Genomic DNA, 20,072 nt, shown 5'->3' on the forward strand with positions numbered 1-20,072 from the left:
AGGGTCCGGCGCTACCGGAGAAAAGGCGGCGGGTTACTTCTCCCGCCGCCAGTTGATCGACCCCCGGTTTTCCACCGTGCTCGACTCCACTTCCACGTCGAAGCCGCGGCGCAGCAGGTACTTCAGCGTGATCACCGAACCGGCACCAACCAGCGACACGCCGTAGCCGACGTACAGCTTGGGCGAGATGTACTTGCCAACACCGATCACCGAGCCGCCCAGCGCGCGCGACTGGCTCACGCCGGCATCGTCCAGGCCCAGCTTGGCGCCCAGCTGCGACGCCAGCAGGCCGCTGCCAGCCGAGAGCGCCGCCGAGGCCGCGTTGACCTGCTGGGCCTGGTCGCTGCTGGCACCGGTCAGGCTGCGCCCCAGCACCAGGTAGGCCAGTGCCTCGGACTGCGACATCGCCGGCTCGGACCACACGTCCGCGCGCGGCTGCTGTGCACGCCCGGTCACGTCGATGCCGGCGGTGACATCACCGATCCGGCGCTCGGCACGGATGTTGATGCGCGGGTCGGACACCGCGTTGTAGTTCCAGGTGAGGTTGCCACGGGTGATGGTCAGGTCCTGCCCGTATGCCTTGTAGCGACCACTCACTTCCAGGCCACCATTGGCGGTCATTTCGCGGCCAGGCTTGGCCCAGACCTGCATCTTGCCGGTCAGCGCGCCCTTCAGGCCGAAGCCGGTCATCTTGACCTTGTCGCCAAGGCTGACGGTCAGCTCCATGTCCAGCGGCGAGGTGCGCGACTCTTCCGGGTCGGCCGGGTCCAGCACCACCACGTCCTCGGACACCGAGGTGCCACGATCCAGGCGTTCGAGATCGATGTCGGCCTCGGGCACGTGCACGGTGCCGCGCAGCTCCATCGCCGCCTTGGCCAGGGTGAAGTCGAGGTTGGGGTTGGCGACGATGCGCAGCTCGCTGGTGTTGGACAGCAGCACGTTCTCGCCGTGGATCTTCAGCTGCAGCGGCTGTGCATCACCAAACCACGACAGGCCACCATCCACGTACAGCGTGCCCTGGCCCGAGTTGGCCTGCGCGGTGATCTTTGCCGAACCGTCGGGCTGGGCCACGAAGCTGCCCTTGCCCTGGTCGAAGGTCAGGCCCAGCGCGGGGAATTCGCCCTTGAAGTTGCTCAGCTGCGCGTCGCCGCCCAGCGACGGCTGCCCGCGCGTACCGCGCAGGCTGACGTGGCCCTCGATCAGGCCGGTCGGGCGCACGATGTCCGGCGAGAACAGCTCCAGCCAGTACAGCCGCGACATGTTGAGGTAGAGCTCGCCGTTCAGCGGCGCACTGGCCTCCCAGCCGGTCTGCATCCTGGCATCGACGAAGCCGTTGCCCTGGAAGCCCATGCCCAGGTAGCCCTTGATGCTGGCCGGGGTCATGTCGAGCTTGAGCGAGAACTGGTCATAACGCACCAGCTCGCCGCGGGTGGTATCCCCCACAGTGTTGCGGTTCTCGCCCAGGCGCACGCCGCCTTCCTTCGAGCGCACCTCTACATGGCCTTCCCAGGCATTGCCACGCGGGCGGATCTGCGCGTCCAGGCTGACATCGCCGCGCAGATAGACGCGGCGGCCGGACTGCGGCGGCAGCCACGGCTGCACCAGCGCCAGCGGCAGCGCGTCACTGCGCACCACCAGGCCTTCGCGCGGCCAGTTGGCCTGTGCGCACAGCGCGCCGCTGCTGGCGGCGGCCAGGCAGGCTTCGGACAGGGTGTAGGTGCTGCCGTTGATCGCGAACGCCGCAGGTGCACGCAGCGACCACGCATCACCCTTCACCGGTGCGATGCGCAGCGAGGCCAGCTCGCCACGCCACTGCGCCCCCTGCTGGCGCACGCTGCCCTGCAGCTCGATCGCGCCCATCTCGTTGCGGGTCTGAGCCGCCAGGCGCAGGTTGGAGACACTGCCCTGCGCATCCACGTTCAAGCGTTCCAGCAGCATGCCGGCGTTGACCTGCTGGCCCTGCACCGCCAGCGTGCCGCTGTCGCCGCGCCATGGCAGGTGGCCCTTGATGCTCACGCTCTCGGCGCCGTAGCCGTCCCAGTTGAGGTTGTTGCCGACCAGGTCGGCGGTGATGTCCGGCGCATCGCGCGGGCCCTTCACCTGTACCTGTCCACGCAGGCCGCCATCGGCGCCGGGCAGCAGATCGCTCAGCTGCAGCGGTTCGAAACGCGCGTCGATGTCGAGGCGGTCGCCGACCTTGCCCGACGCGGTCACCCGGCTGCTGCCCAGCGACAGCTTCAGATCGCCCTGGCCCTGCGCGCCCTGCAGCGCGAACTTGCCCTGTGCGTCGAGATTGCGCTGGCGCAGGATGCCCTTCAGCGAGGGCAGGTCGACGGTGGCTTCCAGCGTGCCGGCGGTGCCCGGCGGCGCGTTTGCCGGCGGCGGCAGCTGGCGGCCCTTGGAGGCCAGGTTGCCGGACAGGCGGCCGTTCCAGCCCGGCACGAAATAGCCGGGGTCGAAGTCCTTCAGCGTGGCCTTGGCATCCCAGTCCAGCTGCGGTGCCCACGCCACCTGGCCTTCCACCTGCAGCTGCCCACCCGGCGTCTGCGCCTGCAGCTGGTGGATCGACGCGGCCTGGTCATTGCCGCGTACGTCGAACTGCAGCTGTGCCTTCTGCTTTTCGCGTTCGACATCGGCACGGCCGATCGCGGCCCACGCCTTCAAGGTACCGGCCAGGCCGAAGCGCGCTTCCTTCAGGGTGACCGGCACCGGTGCGCTGCCGGCCGTGTTCGGATCGGGCGCCGGCACGTAGGTCAGGTCATGGGCGACCACCGAGAAATTGAGTTTCTGCTGGTCTTCCTGGCTGAAGTCGGCGGTGCCTTCCAGCCGTGCCTCACCGCCAAGCCCTTTCACCAGCAGGGGCGACACCTTCAGCACCTGGTCCTGCAGCGACACCACCGACGGTGCCAGCTCCAGCTCCTGATCACCCTGCTTCACCTTGCCACGCAGGTTGGCGTTGCCGCCCTTGCCAGCCGCGGTGAAGTCCAGTGCGAGTGGTGCGATCGCCGAGCTGGCCAGTGCCGGCGACAGCAGCGCCAGATCGAGTTCGTCGCTGCGGATGCTGGCGCTCCAGCTCGGATCGGTGCGGCCATCGAACACCAGCATCGCGTGCAGCGGCTTCGGCGCGCGCCCGGCTACGGCCACTTCCATGTGCGCCAGGTCACCGCGTGCCACCAGCCCCACCGTCGCTGCGGTACGCCCACGCGGGGCCGGCAACACTGCGGTGACGGTCACGTCGGTGTCGTAGTCCTTGGCCGGGATGTAGCGGCCCTGGGCGGTGAAATTGCCCATGTCGCTGTCCACGACCAGTTTGTGCGCCTGGAACTCGCCGTTGGCGATCTCGATGCCACCCCGCACACGGCTGATGTCGATCACCGGCTCGTTGGCCTGGCTGATGCGGAAGCCGTCGATGGCAATGGCATCGGCCTGGATCGCCAGCGGCATTTCGATCTGCGGCAGCGAATCGGGCCACGACGGCAGCTTGAACGGCTCGTCACTCTTGGCCAGGTTCAGCGTCGCGTTGGTCAGCTCCAGCTTGTCCAGCAGCAGCTTGCGGCCCAGCAGCGGGCGCAGGTCCGGCTCCAGGTGCGCGCGCTCGGCGTGGAAATGGATGTCGTCGTAGCGGAAGTCGACGTTGTACAGGGTCAGCGGACCGGCCACCGGGCCGTCCACCTTGTCCCAGGTGAAGCTGGCGCCCACCGGCAGCCGCGCCACCACCTGTGCCAGCAGCACATCGCGGCCGGCCACGGTCTGCAGCAGCCAGTACACCGCCAGCAACGCCAGCAGCACCAGGCCGATCACGCCCACGCCGGACCACGCCCAGAAGCGGCGGCGGCGGTAGAAACGCACGCGCGGCGGCGGCGTGTTCGGGGTGGGTGCGGGCGGGCTCACAGGTCCGCTCCGATGTTGAGGTAAAGCTGGAACTGCGAATCCGGGTTGTTCAGGCCATGCGCGATATCCACGCGCACCGGGCCCACCGGCGATTTCCAGCGCACGCCGAAGCCGACGCCGGTGTGCAGATCAATGGTGTTGTCGAATGCGCTGCCGGTATCGACGAACACCGCCGCGCCCCACGGGCCGCCATTGAAGTAGTGCTCGTACTCGGCCGAGCCGATCACCAGGTTCTTGGCGCCCAGCGCGTATTTGTCGGGTTTGGGTGTGCGCGGGCCGACTTCGCGGTAGGCGTAACCGCGGATGCTGCGGTCACCACCCGCGAAGTAGCGCAGGCTCGGCGGCATCGCCACCAGATCGCTGGTCCAGGTGGTACCCCCCTCGCCGCGCAGGATCAGGCGGTTGCTTTCACCCACCGGGATGTACCAGCGCAGCACGGCGTTGGCCTGCACGAAGCTGGTGTCCGAACCCGCGCCCTCCACACCGGCGCGCATCGTCGCAGTACCGCTGATGCCCTTGCGCGGGAACATCTCGTCGTCGACGTTGACGTAGTCGGCAACCATCTGCGGGTACACCAGCGTCGAGGTGTTGTAGACGGCATCGGTGAATTCAGTGCCGGAGGCATAGCGCCAACGCTCGCGCAGTGCGTTGATCGAGGCGATCGCGGTCCAGTGCTCGTTGATCTCGCCGCTGCGGCTGGCGATCAGCTTGAAGTTGCGCAGGTCGATGTAATCGGTCTGCTCGTCATACGCACTGGCGGCGAAGGTGTACCAGCCGTCAAGCCAGTTGAAGGCGGGGATGCGGTAGCTGGTCACCAGGCTCTTGCGCTTCTGCGCATAGTCCAGCTGGGTGTTCATCTTGTGGCCGCGGTTGTTCAGGAACCGCCGCTCGATGCCGCCGCGCACACCCGGGCCACTCTCGCTGCCGTAGCTCAGACCCGCGGTATAGATGGTGCGCTTGGCGCGGGTCAGCTTCACATCCACCGGCACTTCGCCGTTGGCATCGGCCTGGTCGGGCCGTGGCTGGATGTCGATCACGCTGAAGTAGTCCAGCTTGGTCAGCGACTCGCGCAGCCGGTCCAGCTTGCCCTCGTGGAAGTAGCTGCCCTGTTCCCAGTACACCAGCGGGTCGAACAGCTTGTCGACGAAGTAATCCTGCTCGAAACGCACCGGCCCCATGTTGTAGCGGCGGCCGCTGTCCCAGGTCAGGTCGATGTCGGCTGCGTTGTCGGCGCGGGTGATCTGCACCTGGCGCTGGGTGTAGTCGGCATCGAAGTAGCCACGCTCGGCCAGGCGACGGGTGATGGTGATCTTGCTGGCTTCGTACTGCGTGTGCTCGAAGCGCTGGCCCTTGCGGGGCTTGAACGCGGCCAGGTCGTCCTGCAGGTACTGGTCATACATCGCCGGCCCGGTGATGTCGATGTGCTCACGGCGAACGGTCACCGGGGTGCCCTTGTCGACATGGATCAGCACCCGCACATGCTCGTCCTCGCGCGGCGCCTCGACCTTGATCACCGGGTTGTAGTACCCGAAGGGTTCCAGTGCCTGGCGGGTCTGCCGCTCGGCCTGTGACAGCAGGTACTCCAGGCGCGATTCGCCCTGTTCCTTGCCGATCGTGTCGTACAGCGACAGCGATTCCTGGATGTTCTCGATGATTGCGGCGTCGTCGCCCTTGTCCAATCCCTTGATGTCCACCTTGTCGATGGTGCCGCGCGCGTGGGCCACGGAGGTGGCGGCCAGCGACAGGACCATCAGCGGCAGGGCGTATTTCTTTGGCTGCATGCGGCACAGCATACCGACCGAAGGTGACGATGCGAAATGCATCACGTCATTCGGGATCGGTTGTTAAGTGGCGGTCAAAATACGCGCCTTTGTGGCGATCCTCGTGATCGCAGCCGAGGATGCCGGCATCGTGCGCGATGCCGGCGATGACCCCGATGGACATCCGCCGACGGTGTTCCGGTAGTGCCGACCGCTGGCCGGCAATCCACAGGTCGATGCGATGCGCGGTGGCAATGCCGGCCAGCGGCCGGCACTACCGATACGGGCATCAGCTCGACAGATGCTCGATCGCTGCCACCTTGCCCAGGCGCTCGCCCAGCATCGTCAGCAGCGCCAGGCGGTTGCCACGCAGCGCCGGATCTTCCGCATTGACCATCACCCCGTCGAAGAACGCATCGACCTGCGGACGCAGGCGCGCCAGGCGTGCCAGCACGGCCACATAGTCCTTCTGGTGCAGGCTGGTGCCGGTGTCGTCGATGGCCGCGGTGACCGCTTCAGCCAGCGCGCGCTCGGCGTCTTCCTGCAGCAGCGCCGGGTCGATCTGGGCCGGAATGTCGCCTTCAGCCTTGCGGAGGATGTTGCGGATGCGCTTGTTGGCCGCAGCCAGCGCCTCGGCTTCCGGCAGCGCGGCGAAGGTGCCGATCGCGTCCAGGCGGCGGTCGAAGTCATACAGCGAGACAGGCTTCAGTTCGGCCACCGCATTGAAGTGCGTGGCTGGCACGTTCTTGTCGCCGTAGTAACCCTTCAGGCGGTCGAGGATGAAGTCGTACAGCTCGCCAACGTCGGCCTGCACGTTGCGTGCGGCCAGGCCGGCGTTGGCGCTGGCCAGCAGCGCGCGCAGGTCCAGCTCGAAGCCGCTTTCGATGATCGTGCGGGCCAGGCCCAGCGCGTTGCGGCGCAGGGCGAACGGGTCCTTGTTGCCGGTCGGCTTCAGGCCTGCGGCGAAGCCACCGGCCAGCGTGTCGACGCGCTCGGCAATCGCCAGCACCTTGCCCAGCGGCGACAGCGCGATGTCATCACCACCGAAGCGCGGCTGGTAGGCCTCGTCGATGGCCAGCGCCACCTCGGCCAATTCGCCACCGGCCACGGCGTAGTGGCGGCCGGCGATGCCCTGCAGCTCCGGGAACTCGTTGACCATCCGCGACTGCAGGTCGTTCTTGGCCAGTTCGGCAGCCCGCCTGGCCTGCGCGGCATCGGCGCCAACCTGGGGTGCGATCACTTCGGCCAATGCAGCCACGCGCGCCACCTTGTCGGCCACGCTGCCCAGCTTGGCCTGGTAGGTCACCGTCTTCAGCCCCTCACCCATCGACACCAGGCCCTGCTTCAGGTCCTCGTCGAAGAAGAACTTGGCATCGGCGAAACGCGGACGGATCACCCGCTCGTAGCCCTTGGCCACTTCGGCCACGTTCTTCGATTCGATGTTGGCGATGCCGATGAACTTCTCGGTCAGCGTGCCTGCGGCATCCAGCACCGGGAAGAACTTCTGGTTGATCTCCATCGTCTCGATCAGCGCTTCCTGCGGCACCGCCAGGAACGCGGGCTCGAAGCTGCACAGCACCGCCGACGGCCATTCGACCAGGTTCACCACCTGCTCCAGGTTGTCGTCGGTGATGCGGGCGCTGCCACCGGCCTTGGCCGCAGCGGCCTCGACCTCGGCGACGATGCGCGCGCGGCGCTCGCTCGGGTCGACCAGCACGAACGCGGCGCGCAGCGCTTCAACGTAGTCCTGCGGCTGCGCCAGCGACACCGCCTGGTCATGGTGGAAGCGATGGCCACGGCTGACGCGGCCGGCCTGCAGGCCGAACAGTTCGGCCTCGACCACGTTGGCGCCGTGCAGCAGCACCAGCCAGTGCACCGGGCGGGCGAAGCCCCAGGCGTGGTCGCCCCAGCGCATCGGCTTGGGAATCGGCATCGCCGCGATCGCCTCGCGCAGGATCTCCGGCAGCAGGCTGGCGGTGCTCGCGCCCGGGGTCACCGCGCGGTGCACGAAGCGCTCACCCTTGTTGTCGGTGGTCTTCTCCAGCGCGGTCCAGTCGATCCCGGCCTTGGCGGCGAAGCCCTGCAACGCCTTGGTCGGCTGGCCTTCGGCGTCCAGCGCGATGTTCAGGTACGGGCCCAGCACTTCGCTGTGCTGCTCCGGCTGTTCCAGGCCGACGCCCGGCAGCAGCACGGCCAGTCGGCGCGGGGTCGACAGCGGGCGCGCATCGTCCAGTTCCAGCGCGACGCCGCGCTTGCGCAGGCCTTCGACGACACCGTCGAAGAACGCCTGGGCCAGGCCCGGCAGCGCCTTGACCGGCAGTTCCTCGGTGCCCAGTTCGATCAGCAGGGGGGACAGTTGGCTCATCGGTTCGATCCTGTGGTGGGGGCGCAGCGCGCAACGCGTCCGGCGCCCCGGGTAGTTGATGAAAAGCGGGTCGGTGCGGGAGGACCGTCAGGCCTTCTTCGCGCCCGGGAAGCCCAGCTTCTCGCGCTGCTCGTAGTACGCCCTGGCCACCGCCTGGGCCAGCGCGCGCACGCGCAGGATGTAGCGCTGGCGCTCGGTCACGCTGATCGCACGGCGCGCATCCAGCAGGTTGAAGGTGTGGCTGGCCTTCATCACCTGCTCGTAGGCCGGCAGCGGCAGGTTCACTTCCACCAGCTTCTGCGCCTCACGCTCGCAGGCGTCGAAACGGTGGAACATTTCTTCCACGTCGGCGTATTCGAAGTTGTAGGTGCTCTGCTCCACCTCGTTCTGGTGGTAGACGTCACCGTAGGTCACCGGCTGGCCGTCCGGGCCGTAGGTCCAGACCAGGTCGTAGACGTTGTCGCAGTTCTGCAGGTACATGCACAGGCGTTCGAGACCGTAGGTGATCTCGCCCAGCACCGGGCGGCATTCCAGGCCACCGGCCTGCTGGAAGTAGGTGAACTGGGTCACTTCCATGCCGTTGAGCCAGACTTCCCAGCCCAGGCCCCACGCGCCCAGCGTCGGCGATTCCCAGTTGTCCTCGACGAAGCGCAGGTCGTGCACCAGCGGATCGATGCCCAGTGCCTTCAGCGAATCCAGGTACAGCTGCTGGATGTTGTCCGGCGCCGGCTTCATCGCCACCTGGTACTGGTAGTAGCGCTGCAGGCGGTTCGGGTTCTCACCGTAACGGCCATCGGTCGGGCGCCGCGACGGCTGCACGTAGGCCGCATTCCAGCCTTCCGGACCGATCGCACGCAGGAAGGTGGCCGGGTGGAAGGTACCGGCGCCCACCTCCAGGTCGAGCGGCTGGATGAGCACGCAGCCCTGCTGGGCCCAGAACTGGTTCAGGGTCTGGATCAGGCCCTGGAAGGTGATCGGAACGGTCGGGGTCGCGGACATGCGTACGAGTCTTGGCCGGCAAGGGGGTGCGCTAGTATAACGGCCGACCTGCGGGGCATTCCGTACCCGGGAGGAGCAGGCAGATGGAACATCGGCTGCCGGCAGGCACGCCCGGCGAGGCGGACGGCGTCCCGCTGCCCTGGGGACGGCTGCATTTCGAGCAGATTGCCGCGGCCCTGACCGCCGATGGCCTGGTGGCCGAGCAGGACCGCGAGCGCATGCGGTTTTCCGCACAGGGCGCGCGCAACGCCAGTGAAGTGCATCCGCTGGTACTGCTGTCCAACCTCAAGCTGGCCGCCACCGGCGGCGGCGAACTGACCCTGGAACGCCTGACCGAGTGGCTGGCGCAGCGCACCGGCAGCCGTTACCTGCGCATCGACCCGACCCGGGTGGACGTCGCTGCGGTGACCGCGCTGGTGTCGCATGCCTACGCCCGCCGCCATCGCTTCCTGCCACTGGCGGTGGATGCCGAGCGCGTGCTGGTAGCCACCAGCGAGCCGCTGGTGCAGGAATGGCGTCGTGACCTGCAGCACCTGACCCGCCGCCGCATCGAGCTGGCGGTGGTCAACCCGCTGGACCTGCACCGCTACACCATGGAGTTCTACGGGGTGACCCGCTCGGTGCGCGGCGCCCGTGGCGATGTGCGCGGCGAGGCCAGCACCACCCTGCCCAGCTTCGAGCAGCTGGTGGAGCTGGGCCGCACCGGCGACGTCAATGCCGACGACCAGCACATCGTGCACATCGTCGACTGGCTGCTGCAGTACGCCTATGAGCAGCGCGCCTCGGACATCCACCTGGAGCCGCGCCGCGAGATGGGACGCATGCGCTTCCGCATCGACGGCGTGCTGCACAAGGTGTTCGAAGTACCGCCGGCGGTGATGACCGCCGTGGTCAGCCGCATCAAGGTGCTGGGCCGCATGGACCTGGCCGAGCGCCGGCGCCCGCAGGATGGCCGCATCAAGACCCGCTCGCCGGGTGGCCGCGAGGTCGAGATGCGCCTGTCGACCATGCCCACCGCCTTCGGCGAGAAGTGCGTAATGCGCATCTTCGACCCGGATGCCGCGTTCAAGAGCATCGACCAGCTCGGTTTCAGCCCGCAGGAGGCCGCCGGCTGGAATGCGCTGGTCGAGCGCCCGCACGGCATCGTGCTGGTCACCGGCCCGACCGGCTCGGGCAAGACCACCACCCTGTATTCCACGCTGAAGCGGCTGGCCACGCCGGACGTGAACGTGTGCACGGTGGAGGACCCGATCGAGATGATCGCGCCCGAGTTCAACCAGATGCAGGTGCAGGCCAACATCGACCTGGACTTCGCCAGCGGCGTGCGCACCCTGCTGCGGCAGGACCCGGACATCATCATGATCGGCGAAATCCGCGACCTGGAGACCGCACAGATGGCGGTGCAGGCCTCGCTGACCGGCCACCTGGTGCTGTCTACCCTGCATACCAACGACGCGCCCTCGGCGGTCACCCGCCTGCTCGACCTGGGCGTGCCGCATTACCTGCTGGCCAGCACCCTCAACGGCATCCTCGCCCAGCGCCTGGTGCGCACGCTGTGCCCGCACTGCAAGCAGCCGCACAGCCTCGGCGCGGCCGATTGGGCGGTGCTGGCTGATAGCCATGCTGCATATCCAGATGCCGCCACGCCCTGTCGGCCGGTCGGTTGCCTGGAATGCCGGCGCACCGGATTCCTCGGCCGCATCGGGCTGTATGAGTTGCTGCCATTGGGTTCGCGGCTGCGCGGGCAGATCCGCGCCGACATGGACCTGGCCGGTTTCACCCGTGCCGCGCGGGCTGAAGGGCTGCGAACCCTGCGCCAGGCCGGGCTTGAAAAGGTGGCGCAGGGGCTGACTACAATCGAGGAAGTCCTGTCAGTGCTGCCGCCCCCGGATGAACCCAGCCCCGTTCCTGATCCTTGAAACCGGCCGACCGGTGCCGTCATTGCGCCGCTACGGGCGCTTTCCGCACTGGATCCGCGTCGCCGCCGGGCTGGAAGAACACGAGACGGTGGTGGTCGATGTCGAGCACGGTGGCGCTCTGCCCGACCCTCATGCCTTCGCCGGCGTGCTGGTGACCGGCTCGGCCGCCTTCGTCACCGACCATGCCGACTGGAGCGAGCGCAGCGCCGCGTGGCTGCGCCAGACCGCCCACGACGACCTGCCGGTGTTCGGCATCTGCTACGGCCATCAGCTGCTGGCACATGCGCTGGGTGGCGAAGTGGCCTACAACCCGGCCGGCCGCGAGTCCGGCACGATCGAACTGGAACTGCAGCCGCAGGCGGCGCAGGACCCGCTGTTCCAGGGCCTGCCGCAGCACTTTGCCGCCCATGCCACCCATCTGCAGACCGTGCTGCGCGCGCCCGATGGTGCCGAGGTGCTGGCCCGTTCACCGCTGGATGGCTGCCATGCCTTCCGCTGGGGCCGCCAGGCCTGGGGCGTGCAGTTCCATCCGGAGTTCGCCACCCACCACATGCGTGGCTACGTGCGTGCCCGCGCCGACTGCATCGGCCGCCATGGCGGCTGCGCCCGCAGCATCGAGCGCGCGGTCAGTGCCGCGCCGCTGGCCCGCCAGCTGTTGCGCCGCTTCGTCCGCCAGGCGCGGCTGTCTTCAGCCCAGCCGGCGGCAAAACAGGGATAATCGGCGGCACGGGCAGCCGCCCGGCCCCCTCCTGTCCTTCCCGGATGTCCATGAAAGAGATTCGCAAGCTGCCGGCTTCGGCGGGCGCCCAGTGGTTGCTGGATACGTTCTCGCTGTACCGGCGTGCGCCGCTGCAGCTGGCCCGGATCGGCCTGACCTGGCTGCTGGTGAGCTGGGTGGTCACGCTGTTGTCGACGCTGATTCCCGGCGCTGCCGGCATGGCCGTGCAGCTTATGACGCTGGCCATTTCGCCGATCATGTTCGGCGGCATGCTGTATGCCGTGGGCGAGATCGATGAAGGCCGCCCGGGCCTGGCCTCGCACCTGCTGCAGCCGATCCGCGACCACCGCGTCAGCCACCTGCTGGTGCCGCTGGCGATCCAGGTGCTGGCGGTGCTGCTGCTGGGCGCGCTGCTGTTCCTGATGATCGGCCGCGAGGGCTTCACCGCCTTCAGCGAGGTCATGACCAAGATGGAAGAGATCAGCCGCAGTGGCCAGCAGATCAAGCCGGACGATGCCGCCGCGCTGGTTGCCAACCTGCCGGCCAAGCGCATCGCGCTGTGGATGCTGCTGGTGTTCCTGAGTGCGGTCGCGCTGTCGCTGGCGATGTTCACCCAGCCGGCGCTGGTGGTGTTCGACAAGCAGAGCGGCATGCACGCGTTGCGCCTGAGCCTGCAGGGCTGCATCGAGAACATCGGTGCGATGATCGTGTTCGCCGCGCTCGGCCTGATCGCCGCGTTCTGCATGTACATCCTGTTCGTGATCGTGATCCAGATCGCGATGCTGATCGGCGGCCCGCTGGCCGCCGCCTTCATCGCCCAGCTGGTACTGACCACGGTGCTGATGCCGCTGTATGTCGGCGCGGTCTACGCCGCGTGGAAGCAGATGTTCGTGCACCGCGGCAGCCGCGCGGCGCCGCCGATCCCGACCACGCCGACCTCCAGCGACGTGTTCCACGCCTGACCAGAACGCAGGTAGATCCACGCCATGCGTGGATAGAAAAGGGGACGGAGGGGATTAAGTCGTTTTTGCCTTTAACGACTTAATCCCCTCCGTCCCCTTTTTGTCTTTCAGGCGGCGGGCTTCTTCACTACCGACGACGGCACCAGCCAGCGCGCGGCGTGGATGCCCAGCTCGTACAGCAGGCACATCGGAATCGCCAGCATCAGCTGCGACACCACGTCCGGCGGGGTCAGCACCGCCGCCAGCACGAAGATGCCGACGATCGCGTAGCCGCGGCCTTCCTTGAACTGCTGCGGCGTCACCCAGCCCAGCAGCACCAGGATCACCATCGCCACCGGCAGTTCGAAACTGCCACCAAAGGCGAAGAAGATCGCCAGCACGAAGTCCAGATAGGCATTCGCATCCGGTGTGATTGCGATCACGTCCGGGCTGAAGGTGGTGAGGAAGTGGAACACCGCCGGCAGCACCAGGAAATACGCAAAGGCGCAACCGGTGTAGAACAGCAGCACCGATGACACCAGCAGCGGCACCGCCAGGCGCTTCTCGCGTGCATACAGACCGGGCGCGACGAACGCCCACAGCTGGTACAGCAGCCACGGTACCGCCACGAACAACGCGACGAAGAAGGTCAGCTTCAGCGGTGCGAAGAAGGCACCGGCCGGGTTGGTGGCAATCATCGTCTGCCCGTTCGGCAGCTGCGAGACCAGCGGTTCGGCCAGCGCATTGTAGAGCTTCTGGGTGAACGGCAGCAGCGCCAGCAGCACCACGCCCAGGCCCAGCAATGCGCGCACCAGCCGGCCGCGCAGTTCCACCAGGTGTTCTACCAGCGAGCTCTCGCCGAAATCCTGTTCACTCATGGGTGGCGCTCCGGGCTCTGCGCCGGCGGCGGCGTACCAGCTTCAGCGGGCGCGGCCGAAACCGGCTCGGCGGCACCACCGTCCTGCGCTGGTTCAACGGCATCGGGCGCGGCGCTCATGTGCGGCGGCAGATCCGCGGGCGCCGGTGCACGGACGTGCTGCACCAGGTCATCGCCCTGCTGCTGCGCCTGCTGGGCTTCGCGACGGATCGCTTCACCGCTGGCGCGCAGCTGGTTCTCGGTGTCCTGCATGCCCTGGCGCACGTCCTGCATCTGCCGCTTGATGTCCTCGGCCTGCAGTTCGCGCTCCAGTTCCTGTTTCACCGAATCCCATTGATTGCGGGCGCGACGCACCCACAGTCCGGCGAAGCGGGCCGCCTTGGGCAGGCGCTCGGGACCGAGCACCACCAGGGCGACCACTGCAATCACCAGCAGCTCGCTGAAGCCGATATCGAACACCGCAACCGCTCCGGATCAGCGAGCGTTACGGTCGTGCTCGTCCTGCGCGGTGCGCGACGCGTCCTGGCTGCGCGACTCATCGCCCAGCTGCGCGTTCGGCTTGTCCTCGTCGCGCATGCCCTTCTTGAATTCCTTGACCGCCGAACCGAGGTCCTTGGCGCCGCTGGTCAGGCGCTTGGTGCCGAACACCAGCAGGACGATGGCCAGCACGACCAACCAATGCCAGATGCTGAAACTGCCCATAAAGACGCTCGTTACGTTAGTGATCAGGCTGTCGAGCATAGCGCACCGGCTGTCAGCCGGCGCGCGTGACGAAAGTCAGTTTCCGCCCAGCGTTTCCGTACGGATCTCGCCGTCATTCACCGGCTGGAAGCCCTGCTGCTGCGGCGGCGGGGTCTGCGGCACGTTCTGCAGCGGCGCGGTGGTGGCCTCAGCCGGCGCAGCCGGTGCTGCCTGAACAGGCGCCGGGGCAGCGGCCGGGGCGGCAGCCGGGCGCGGCGCGCTGCCGCCGTTGCCGCTGCGGTTGTTGCGCGCCGCGTAGGTGGCCTCTTCCAGGCGATCGCGGAAGGCGACCACATCCATCGACGGCGAACCGGCGGCGCGGCCTTCGAAGATCATCCGCGGCGTAGTGTTGCTGCCGTAGGCGTCCAGATTGGCGGCATCGTCGATCTGCAGCACCGCGCCATCCAGCGCGACGCCGGCAAACAGGCCGCGGGCGCGCGACCAGGACCAGATCTCGGCCTTCAGCTGGCCGTCGGTGGCCGCGGCGGCGTTGCGGCCCACCGGACCGGCGGCGACGCCAGCGTCGGCACCCAGCGTGAACTTGCCGTTGACCAGGTTGTCCAGGCTGCGGTCGTTGCGGAACACCAGCACCACATCGGAGGACTGCACGCCGGCCTGGAAGCCGATGCTGCCGCCGGTGAGCTTCACGAACACCGGGTTGGACCAGGCGCCGTTGGGCATGCGCACCGACATCAGGCCGTGGCCACGACGGCCGCCAATGACCAGACCGGCCTTGATCGTGTCGGGAATGACGATGACCGCGCGGCCTTCGTCCAGCAATTTATCCGGAATGCCCTGTTCAGGGATTTCCTGGATTTCAGCCAGCACGCGCACGGCATTGCGCGCACGCTGGTCTTCCTGCGGCCCGGCCATGGCCTGGCTGGACAGCAGGCTGGCGGCGATCAGCAGGGCTTGGATCGGGCGACGCATGGCAGGCTCCAGAAGTCAGTCCATAGGAAGATATAGCAAGTGACTGAAATTAGTAGCGTTGTCATGAATCCCCAATGAGCGTTCCCTGCTCACATTGATGCGCGCTATGCCTGCAATCCGAACCCTGCATCCCGGCGCGACACCGGATCGGCGACAATACCGCCATGCTCGACGCACCCGATACCGCCGTGCTGGCGGTCAACCTAGGCACGCCCGAGACGCCGACGGCCCCCGCCGTACGCCGTTACCTGGCTGAATTCCTGTCCGACCGCCGCGTGGTCGCGATCCCGCCACTGCTGTGGCAGCCGCTGCTGCGCGGACTGATCCTGCCCCTGCGCAGCAGTCGTTCGGCGGCCAAGTACGCCCAGGTCTGGCTGCCCGACGGCTCACCGCTGATGGTGCATACGCGCCAGCTGGCGCAGGCGATGCAGGCCCTGTTGCCGACCCTGACAGTGCGCCATGCGATGCGTTACGGCGAACCGGCGCTGGCCAGCGAGCTCGACCGCCTGGCAGCCGATGGTGCGCGCCGCATCGTGGTGCTGCCGCTGTATCCGCAGTACTCCACCACCACCACTGCCTCGGTTGAAGACCGCGTCGATGCCTGGCAGCGCCGCAATCCTGGCGTGACCGTCAGCCTGGTGCGCGACTATTCGGTCGATCCGGGCTGGGTCGAGGCCGTGGCCGGCTCGATCCGTCGCTACTGGGAACAGCACGGTCGCGGCCAGATGCTGATGTTCTCCTTCCATGGCATCCCGCAGCGCCTGGCCGATGCCGGCGATCCGTATCCGCAGCGCTGCGAGGCCAGCGCACAGGCCATCGCCAAGGCGCTGGAACTGGGCAGGGACGAGTGGCAGATGGGTTACCAGTCGCGTTTCGGCCGCGAGCGCTGGCTGCAGCCGTATGCCGAGCCCAGCCTGTGGGCGCTGGCCGAATCCGGCGTGAAGCAGATCGACGTGGTGTGCCCCGGCTTCGCCACCGACTGCCTGGAGACGCTGGAAGAAGTCGCGCTGGGGTTCACCGAAACACTGGCCGAGCGCGGTGCGACGATGCGCTACATCCCCTGCCTCAACGCCGAACCGGAGCACGCACGCGCGCTTGCGCGGCTGGCCGTGGCCTCGCTGGCATGAGTCTGCAACCGTTTGAACTGGAGGTCGGTGGCGCGCGCGTCGCCGGCCTGCGCAACCACGGCGATGGCCCGCGCGTGCTGGCCCTGCACGGCTGGCTCGACAACGCGGCCAGCTTCGTGCCGCTGGCGCCGCACCTGTCGTCGCTGCAGCTGGTTGCCATCGACCTGCCCGGTCATGGCCACAGCGCGCATCTGCCGGCCGGTGCCAGCTACACCACGGCCGCCGCGATCTGCCACGTGCTCGACGTCGCCGATGCACTGGGCTGGGACCGCTTCAACCTGCTCGGCCATTCGATGGGCGCCGGCATCGCCAGCCTCACCGCCTCGGTCAGTGACCGCGTCGAGCGCCTGGTGGCGATCGAAGCGCTCGGCGGCCTGCGCGGCCCCGAGGAAGGAACCGCCAACCGCCTGCGCGAACACGTGAACGCGACGCGGGCGCTGGCACGCAAGCAGCTGCGCGTGTTCCCCGACCTCGCCGCGCCGATCCGCGCACGGATGATGACCAACCAGCTCAGCGAGCACTGTGCACGGCTGCTGGTCGAGCGCGGCGTGGAACCGGTCGAGGGTGGCTACCGCTGGTGCAGCGATCCGCGCCTGATGCTGCCCACTGCGATCCGTCTCAGCGAAGGCCAGATCGACAACCTGCTGCAGGCCATCGCCTGCCCGACGCAGGTGATCTATGCCACGCCAGCGCAGTCCTACTACCCCGAGCCGATGCGCAGCGATCGCCTGCAGCACCTGCGCGATGGGCGGTTGGCGGTGTTTCCCGGCAACCATCACCTGCACATGGAAGATCCAAAACAGATCGCAGGCGTGATCCTGCGCTTCTTCAGCAACGACAACGCGGGCTGAGCAAAGGTATCCGCGCGCTTCACTCTGCGCGTCTGCGGCCGATACATCAGTTGCGGGCCCCTGCGTCCGCAGCACGCAGGTCCGGTCGGGCCTGCGGCGTGTGTCTGGTTCTGCAAGGAAGTCCGCATGCCTGCTCCATTGCACCGTCACCCACAGGATGTGGCCGCGGTGTCCCGTCTCCGCGTCGCTGATCGCGTCGCATTCCCCGAATTCCCGGCTCGCGCCCTGGTCACGCACTCCTGCGTGCGCCGCGGCGTGGCCGTTGTCGTCTGCTGATCCAGGAGTCGCCGATGTCCGTTGCATCCTCCCGTCCCCCCGATACCGCCCGCCTGCCGCACCTGCAGCAGCTCGCGCACCGCGCTGACCGCCGCCTGCTGATCGGCAGCGCGGTACTGGCCTTGGCTGGCCTGGCGCTGGCCCTGCGCGGCCCGCAGGTGCAGGCTGCCGCGTTGGCGGCCGTCGCCGTGCTGCCAGCCGCGTGGTTGGGCGGGGCCCAGGCGGGCCGGGCCGTCGCCCGCAACGGTCTGGCGTTGCTGTTGTCGCTGCAGCTGGCTGTGTTGTGCGCGATCATCAGCCTGTCACCGGCATTGCCGATTGCCCTGCTGCTGGGCGTGCTGCTGGGCCATCGCGATCGCCTTCCGGTGTGGCTGGCCGGTGGCGTCGGTACCCTCGCCCTGCTGGCACCGCTACAGGGCGGTGCCGCGCTGTGGCCGACGCTGCTGCAGGCCGGCATGCTCGCGGGCCTGACCCTGTTCCTCGGCCAGGTCGCACTGCGCCTTCGGCAGCAGACCGAGGCCCTCGGCCACGGCCCGCGTCGGCTTGCCGCGCTCGCACGCGATATCGCCACCGGTGCCGATCTTGGCGCGCATGCCGATACCGGCGCCTATGCGCCGGGTTCACTGGCCCATGCCCTGGCCGACACTGCACGCCACGTGCAGGCCCAGCGTGGGCGCGAAGCCGCGTCACATGCCGAGAACGCGCAGATCCGCCAGGCCCTCGATGCCTCGCGCACCGCGATGATGATCGCCGACAACGACCATGTGATCCGCTACGTGAACCGCTCGGTGGTGGCACTGCTGCGCAACCAGCAGGCGACGTTGCGACAGGCCTTCCCCGATTTCGACGCCGAGCGCCTGGTCGGCAGCAGCATCCATCGTTTCCACGCCAACCCGGACCGCATCCGCGCGATCCTCAACGGCCTGCAGGTAGCGCACAACGGCAAGGTGCAGATCGGCCCGGTGCACTTCGCGCAGGTGGTCACACCGGTGTTCGACGCGCAGGGCGTGCGCCTGGGCTTCGCCGTGGAATGGCATGACCGCACCCATGAGCTCGCGCTGGAGAATGCCGTGGCCGGCATCGTCGCAGCGGCAGCGGCCGGTGACCTCGACCAGCGCCTGCAGGCCACTGAAGGCGCCAGCTTCCTCGATGGCCTGACCGGTGGCATCAACCAGCTGCTCGATACGCTCGGCAGCACCGTCAACGAAGTGCGGCAGATGCTCTCGGCACTGGCCAACGGCGATCTGGATCGGCGCATGCACGGCGAGTATCACGGCGCCTTCGCTGCCATCCAACGCGATGCCAATGCCACGGCCGGGCAGTTGGCACGCATGGTCGGCCGCATCCAGGAATGTGCGGCGTCGATCAGTACCGCCGCCAGCGAGATTGCGGCCGGCAACGGCGCATTGTCCGAGCGCAGCGAGCGCCAGGCCGCGCACCTGCAGGAGACCGCAGCATCGATGGAGGAACTGACCGCCACCGTGCGCCAGAACGCCGCCCATGCGCGTGAGGCCAGTGCGTTGGCGGCCTCCACGCAGAACGCTGCCAGTGACGGCAACACGGCCATGCAGCGGGTGGTGGATACCATGCAGGCCATCGAAGGTGCCTCGAAGCGGATCGGCGACATCACCGGCGTCATCGACGGCATTGCCTTCCAGACCAATATCCTGGCGTTGAACGCAGCGGTGGAGGCGGCACGCGCCGGCGAGCAGGGCCGAGGCTTTGCCGTGGTGGCCAGCGAGGTGCGCGTGCTGGCGCAGCGTTCGGCGGCGGCCGCACAGGAGATCAAGAAGCTGATCGACGAAGCGGGCCGGCAGGTGGGCGAAGGTGCCCAGCTGGTGGCCGATGCCGGCCAGCGCATGCAGGGAATCGTCGGCGGCGTGGAGGATGTCAGCCACCTGATGCGCGAGATATCCGCGGCGTCGCAGGAGCAGTCGATCGGTATCGAGCAGATCAACCAGACAGTGGTGCAGATGGATCAGGCCACGCAGCAGAATGCGGCGCTGGTGGAAGAAGCCACCGCTGCCGCACGCGAGCTGCAGAACCAGGCCGGCACATTGACCGAAGCAGTCTCGGTATTCCGCCAGCAGGAACCGCTCGAGGTCTCGCGGGTCGCCTGATCCGGACCTTCCATTCGAGTTTGATCAGGACGGCGCCCGCAGGGCGCCGTCTTTTTATGCGTGACCTGCCCCTGGTAGTGCCGGCCGCTGGCCGGCAACCGATTGCTGTGTGGGCCTGCTGTTGGTAGCGGCCAACCTTGGTTGGCACCGCTGCTCGTCGCAGGGGGTATCCACGCATGGCGTGGATCTACCGGGCGATGTAATGCCATCGGGTTGCCGGCCAGCGGCCGGCACTACCCGGTGTTTACCGCGCACAAAGTTGCCGGCTGCTGCCCGGCAATCGATTGCTGTGCGGGCCTGCTGTTGGTAGCGGCCAACCTTGGTTGGCGCCTTGGCTCCTCGCAGAGGGCATCCACGCATGGCGTGGATCTACCGGGTGATGTAATGCCATCGGGTGCCGGCCAGCGGCCGGCACTACCCGCATTTACTGCGCACAAAGAAAAACCCCGCTGCGTGAGCAGCGGGGTTTTGGGTGTAAACCCTGGCGATGACCTACTCTCGCATGGCTTGAGCCACACTACCATCGGCGCAGCTGCGTTTCACTTCCGAGTTCGGGA

Annotated in this window: 14 protein-coding genes and 1 rRNA gene; 6 read left to right on the top strand and 9 right to left on the bottom strand. The window is 67.8% G+C overall.

Features of this window, described 5'->3' with window-relative positions; all coding sequences use genetic code 11:
* Positions 1 to 33 precede the first annotated feature (33 nt).
* The 4 genes from AC5P68_RS12540 to glyQ all read right to left on the bottom strand — a co-directional run bounded on the left by AC5P68_RS12540 (position 34) and on the right by glyQ (position 9,015).
* Positions 34 to 3,891 carry a translocation/assembly module TamB domain-containing protein gene (locus tag AC5P68_RS12540; RefSeq protein ID WP_495217096.1) on the bottom strand — a complete coding sequence of 1,286 codons (3,858 nt, stop codon included), beginning with the start codon at positions 3,889 to 3,891 and terminating at the stop codon, positions 34 to 36.
* The gene (locus AC5P68_RS12545; RefSeq protein ID WP_005414924.1) at positions 3,888 to 5,684 is read right to left on the bottom strand and encodes an autotransporter assembly complex protein TamA; all 1,797 of its coding nucleotides are present in this window, start codon (positions 5,682 to 5,684) and stop codon (positions 3,888 to 3,890) included. The genes AC5P68_RS12540 and AC5P68_RS12545 overlap by 4 nt, the downstream gene beginning before the upstream one ends.
* Before the next feature lie 256 nt (positions 5,685 to 5,940).
* A complete protein-coding gene (gene glyS, locus AC5P68_RS12550) occupies positions 5,941 to 8,016 on the bottom strand; it encodes a glycine--tRNA ligase subunit beta (protein WP_111109167.1) in 2,076 nt (691 codons plus the stop codon).
* 87 nt (positions 8,017 to 8,103) lie between these two features.
* On the bottom strand, positions 8,104 to 9,015 hold the full coding sequence (gene glyQ / locus AC5P68_RS12555; protein WP_033835361.1) for a glycine--tRNA ligase subunit alpha: 912 nt from the start codon (positions 9,013 to 9,015) through the stop codon (positions 8,104 to 8,106).
* Positions 9,016 to 9,098: 83 nt separating this feature from the next.
* Between glyQ and AC5P68_RS12560 the strand changes: the two genes are divergently transcribed.
* The 3 genes from AC5P68_RS12560 to AC5P68_RS12570 are packed head-to-tail and all read left to right on the top strand — an operon-like array spanning position 9,099 to position 12,614.
* Entirely contained in the window at positions 9,099 to 10,934 is a 1,836-nt protein-coding gene (locus AC5P68_RS12560; RefSeq protein ID WP_005414929.1) for a GspE/PulE family protein, read from the top strand.
* On the top strand, positions 10,906 to 11,652 hold the full coding sequence (locus AC5P68_RS12565) for a glutamine amidotransferase (protein ID WP_033835362.1): 747 nt from the start codon (positions 10,906 to 10,908) through the stop codon (positions 11,650 to 11,652). Before AC5P68_RS12560 ends, AC5P68_RS12565 begins: the two co-directional genes overlap by 29 nt.
* Before the next feature lie 50 nt (positions 11,653 to 11,702).
* Positions 11,703 to 12,614 carry a BPSS1780 family membrane protein gene (locus tag AC5P68_RS12570; RefSeq protein WP_005411674.1) on the top strand — a complete coding sequence of 304 codons (912 nt, stop codon included), beginning with the start codon at positions 11,703 to 11,705 and terminating at the stop codon, positions 12,612 to 12,614.
* 107 nt (positions 12,615 to 12,721) lie between these two features.
* Here the strand turns inward: AC5P68_RS12570 and tatC are convergent, their stop codons facing one another.
* The 4 genes from tatC to AC5P68_RS12590 form a co-directional block, all read right to left on the bottom strand.
* Positions 12,722 to 13,471 (bottom strand): twin-arginine translocase subunit TatC, encoded by a 750-nt coding sequence (gene tatC / locus AC5P68_RS12575; protein WP_005411675.1) that lies wholly within the window; start codon positions 13,469 to 13,471, stop codon positions 12,722 to 12,724.
* The gene (gene tatB, locus AC5P68_RS12580) at positions 13,468 to 13,929 is read right to left on the bottom strand and encodes a Sec-independent protein translocase protein TatB (RefSeq protein WP_033835363.1); all 462 of its coding nucleotides are present in this window, start codon (positions 13,927 to 13,929) and stop codon (positions 13,468 to 13,470) included. Before tatB ends, tatC begins: the two co-directional genes overlap by 4 nt.
* Before the next feature lie 15 nt (positions 13,930 to 13,944).
* Positions 13,945 to 14,172 carry a Sec-independent protein translocase subunit TatA gene (gene tatA, locus AC5P68_RS12585; RefSeq protein WP_005420453.1) on the bottom strand — a complete coding sequence of 76 codons (228 nt, stop codon included), beginning with the start codon at positions 14,170 to 14,172 and terminating at the stop codon, positions 13,945 to 13,947.
* A gap of 75 nt (positions 14,173 to 14,247) precedes the next feature.
* Positions 14,248 to 15,141, bottom strand: a complete 894-nt coding sequence (locus tag AC5P68_RS12590; RefSeq protein WP_005411678.1) for a lipid-binding SYLF domain-containing protein — start codon at positions 15,139 to 15,141, stop codon at positions 14,248 to 14,250.
* Positions 15,142 to 15,305: 164 nt separating this feature from the next.
* Here AC5P68_RS12590 and hemH point away from each other — a divergent pair, with 164 nt between their 5' ends.
* From hemH to AC5P68_RS12605, 3 genes are all read left to right on the top strand, one after another.
* A complete protein-coding gene (gene hemH / locus AC5P68_RS12595) occupies positions 15,306 to 16,268 on the top strand; it encodes a ferrochelatase (protein ID WP_012481653.1) in 963 nt (320 codons plus the stop codon).
* On the top strand, positions 16,265 to 17,119 hold the full coding sequence (locus AC5P68_RS12600; RefSeq protein ID WP_049433015.1) for an alpha/beta fold hydrolase: 855 nt from the start codon (positions 16,265 to 16,267) through the stop codon (positions 17,117 to 17,119). The genes hemH and AC5P68_RS12600 overlap by 4 nt, the downstream gene beginning before the upstream one ends.
* Before the next feature lie 290 nt (positions 17,120 to 17,409).
* On the top strand, positions 17,410 to 19,515 hold the full coding sequence (locus tag AC5P68_RS12605; protein ID WP_184014061.1) for a methyl-accepting chemotaxis protein: 2,106 nt from the start codon (positions 17,410 to 17,412) through the stop codon (positions 19,513 to 19,515).
* A 479-nt stretch (positions 19,516 to 19,994) separates the two neighbouring features.
* Here the strand turns inward: AC5P68_RS12605 and rrf are convergent.
* Positions 19,995 to 20,072, bottom strand: a 5S ribosomal RNA gene (rrf, locus tag AC5P68_RS12610); the annotation flags it as partial.

This window comes from Stenotrophomonas sp. YJH_SMC_58 (assembly GCF_059369635.1).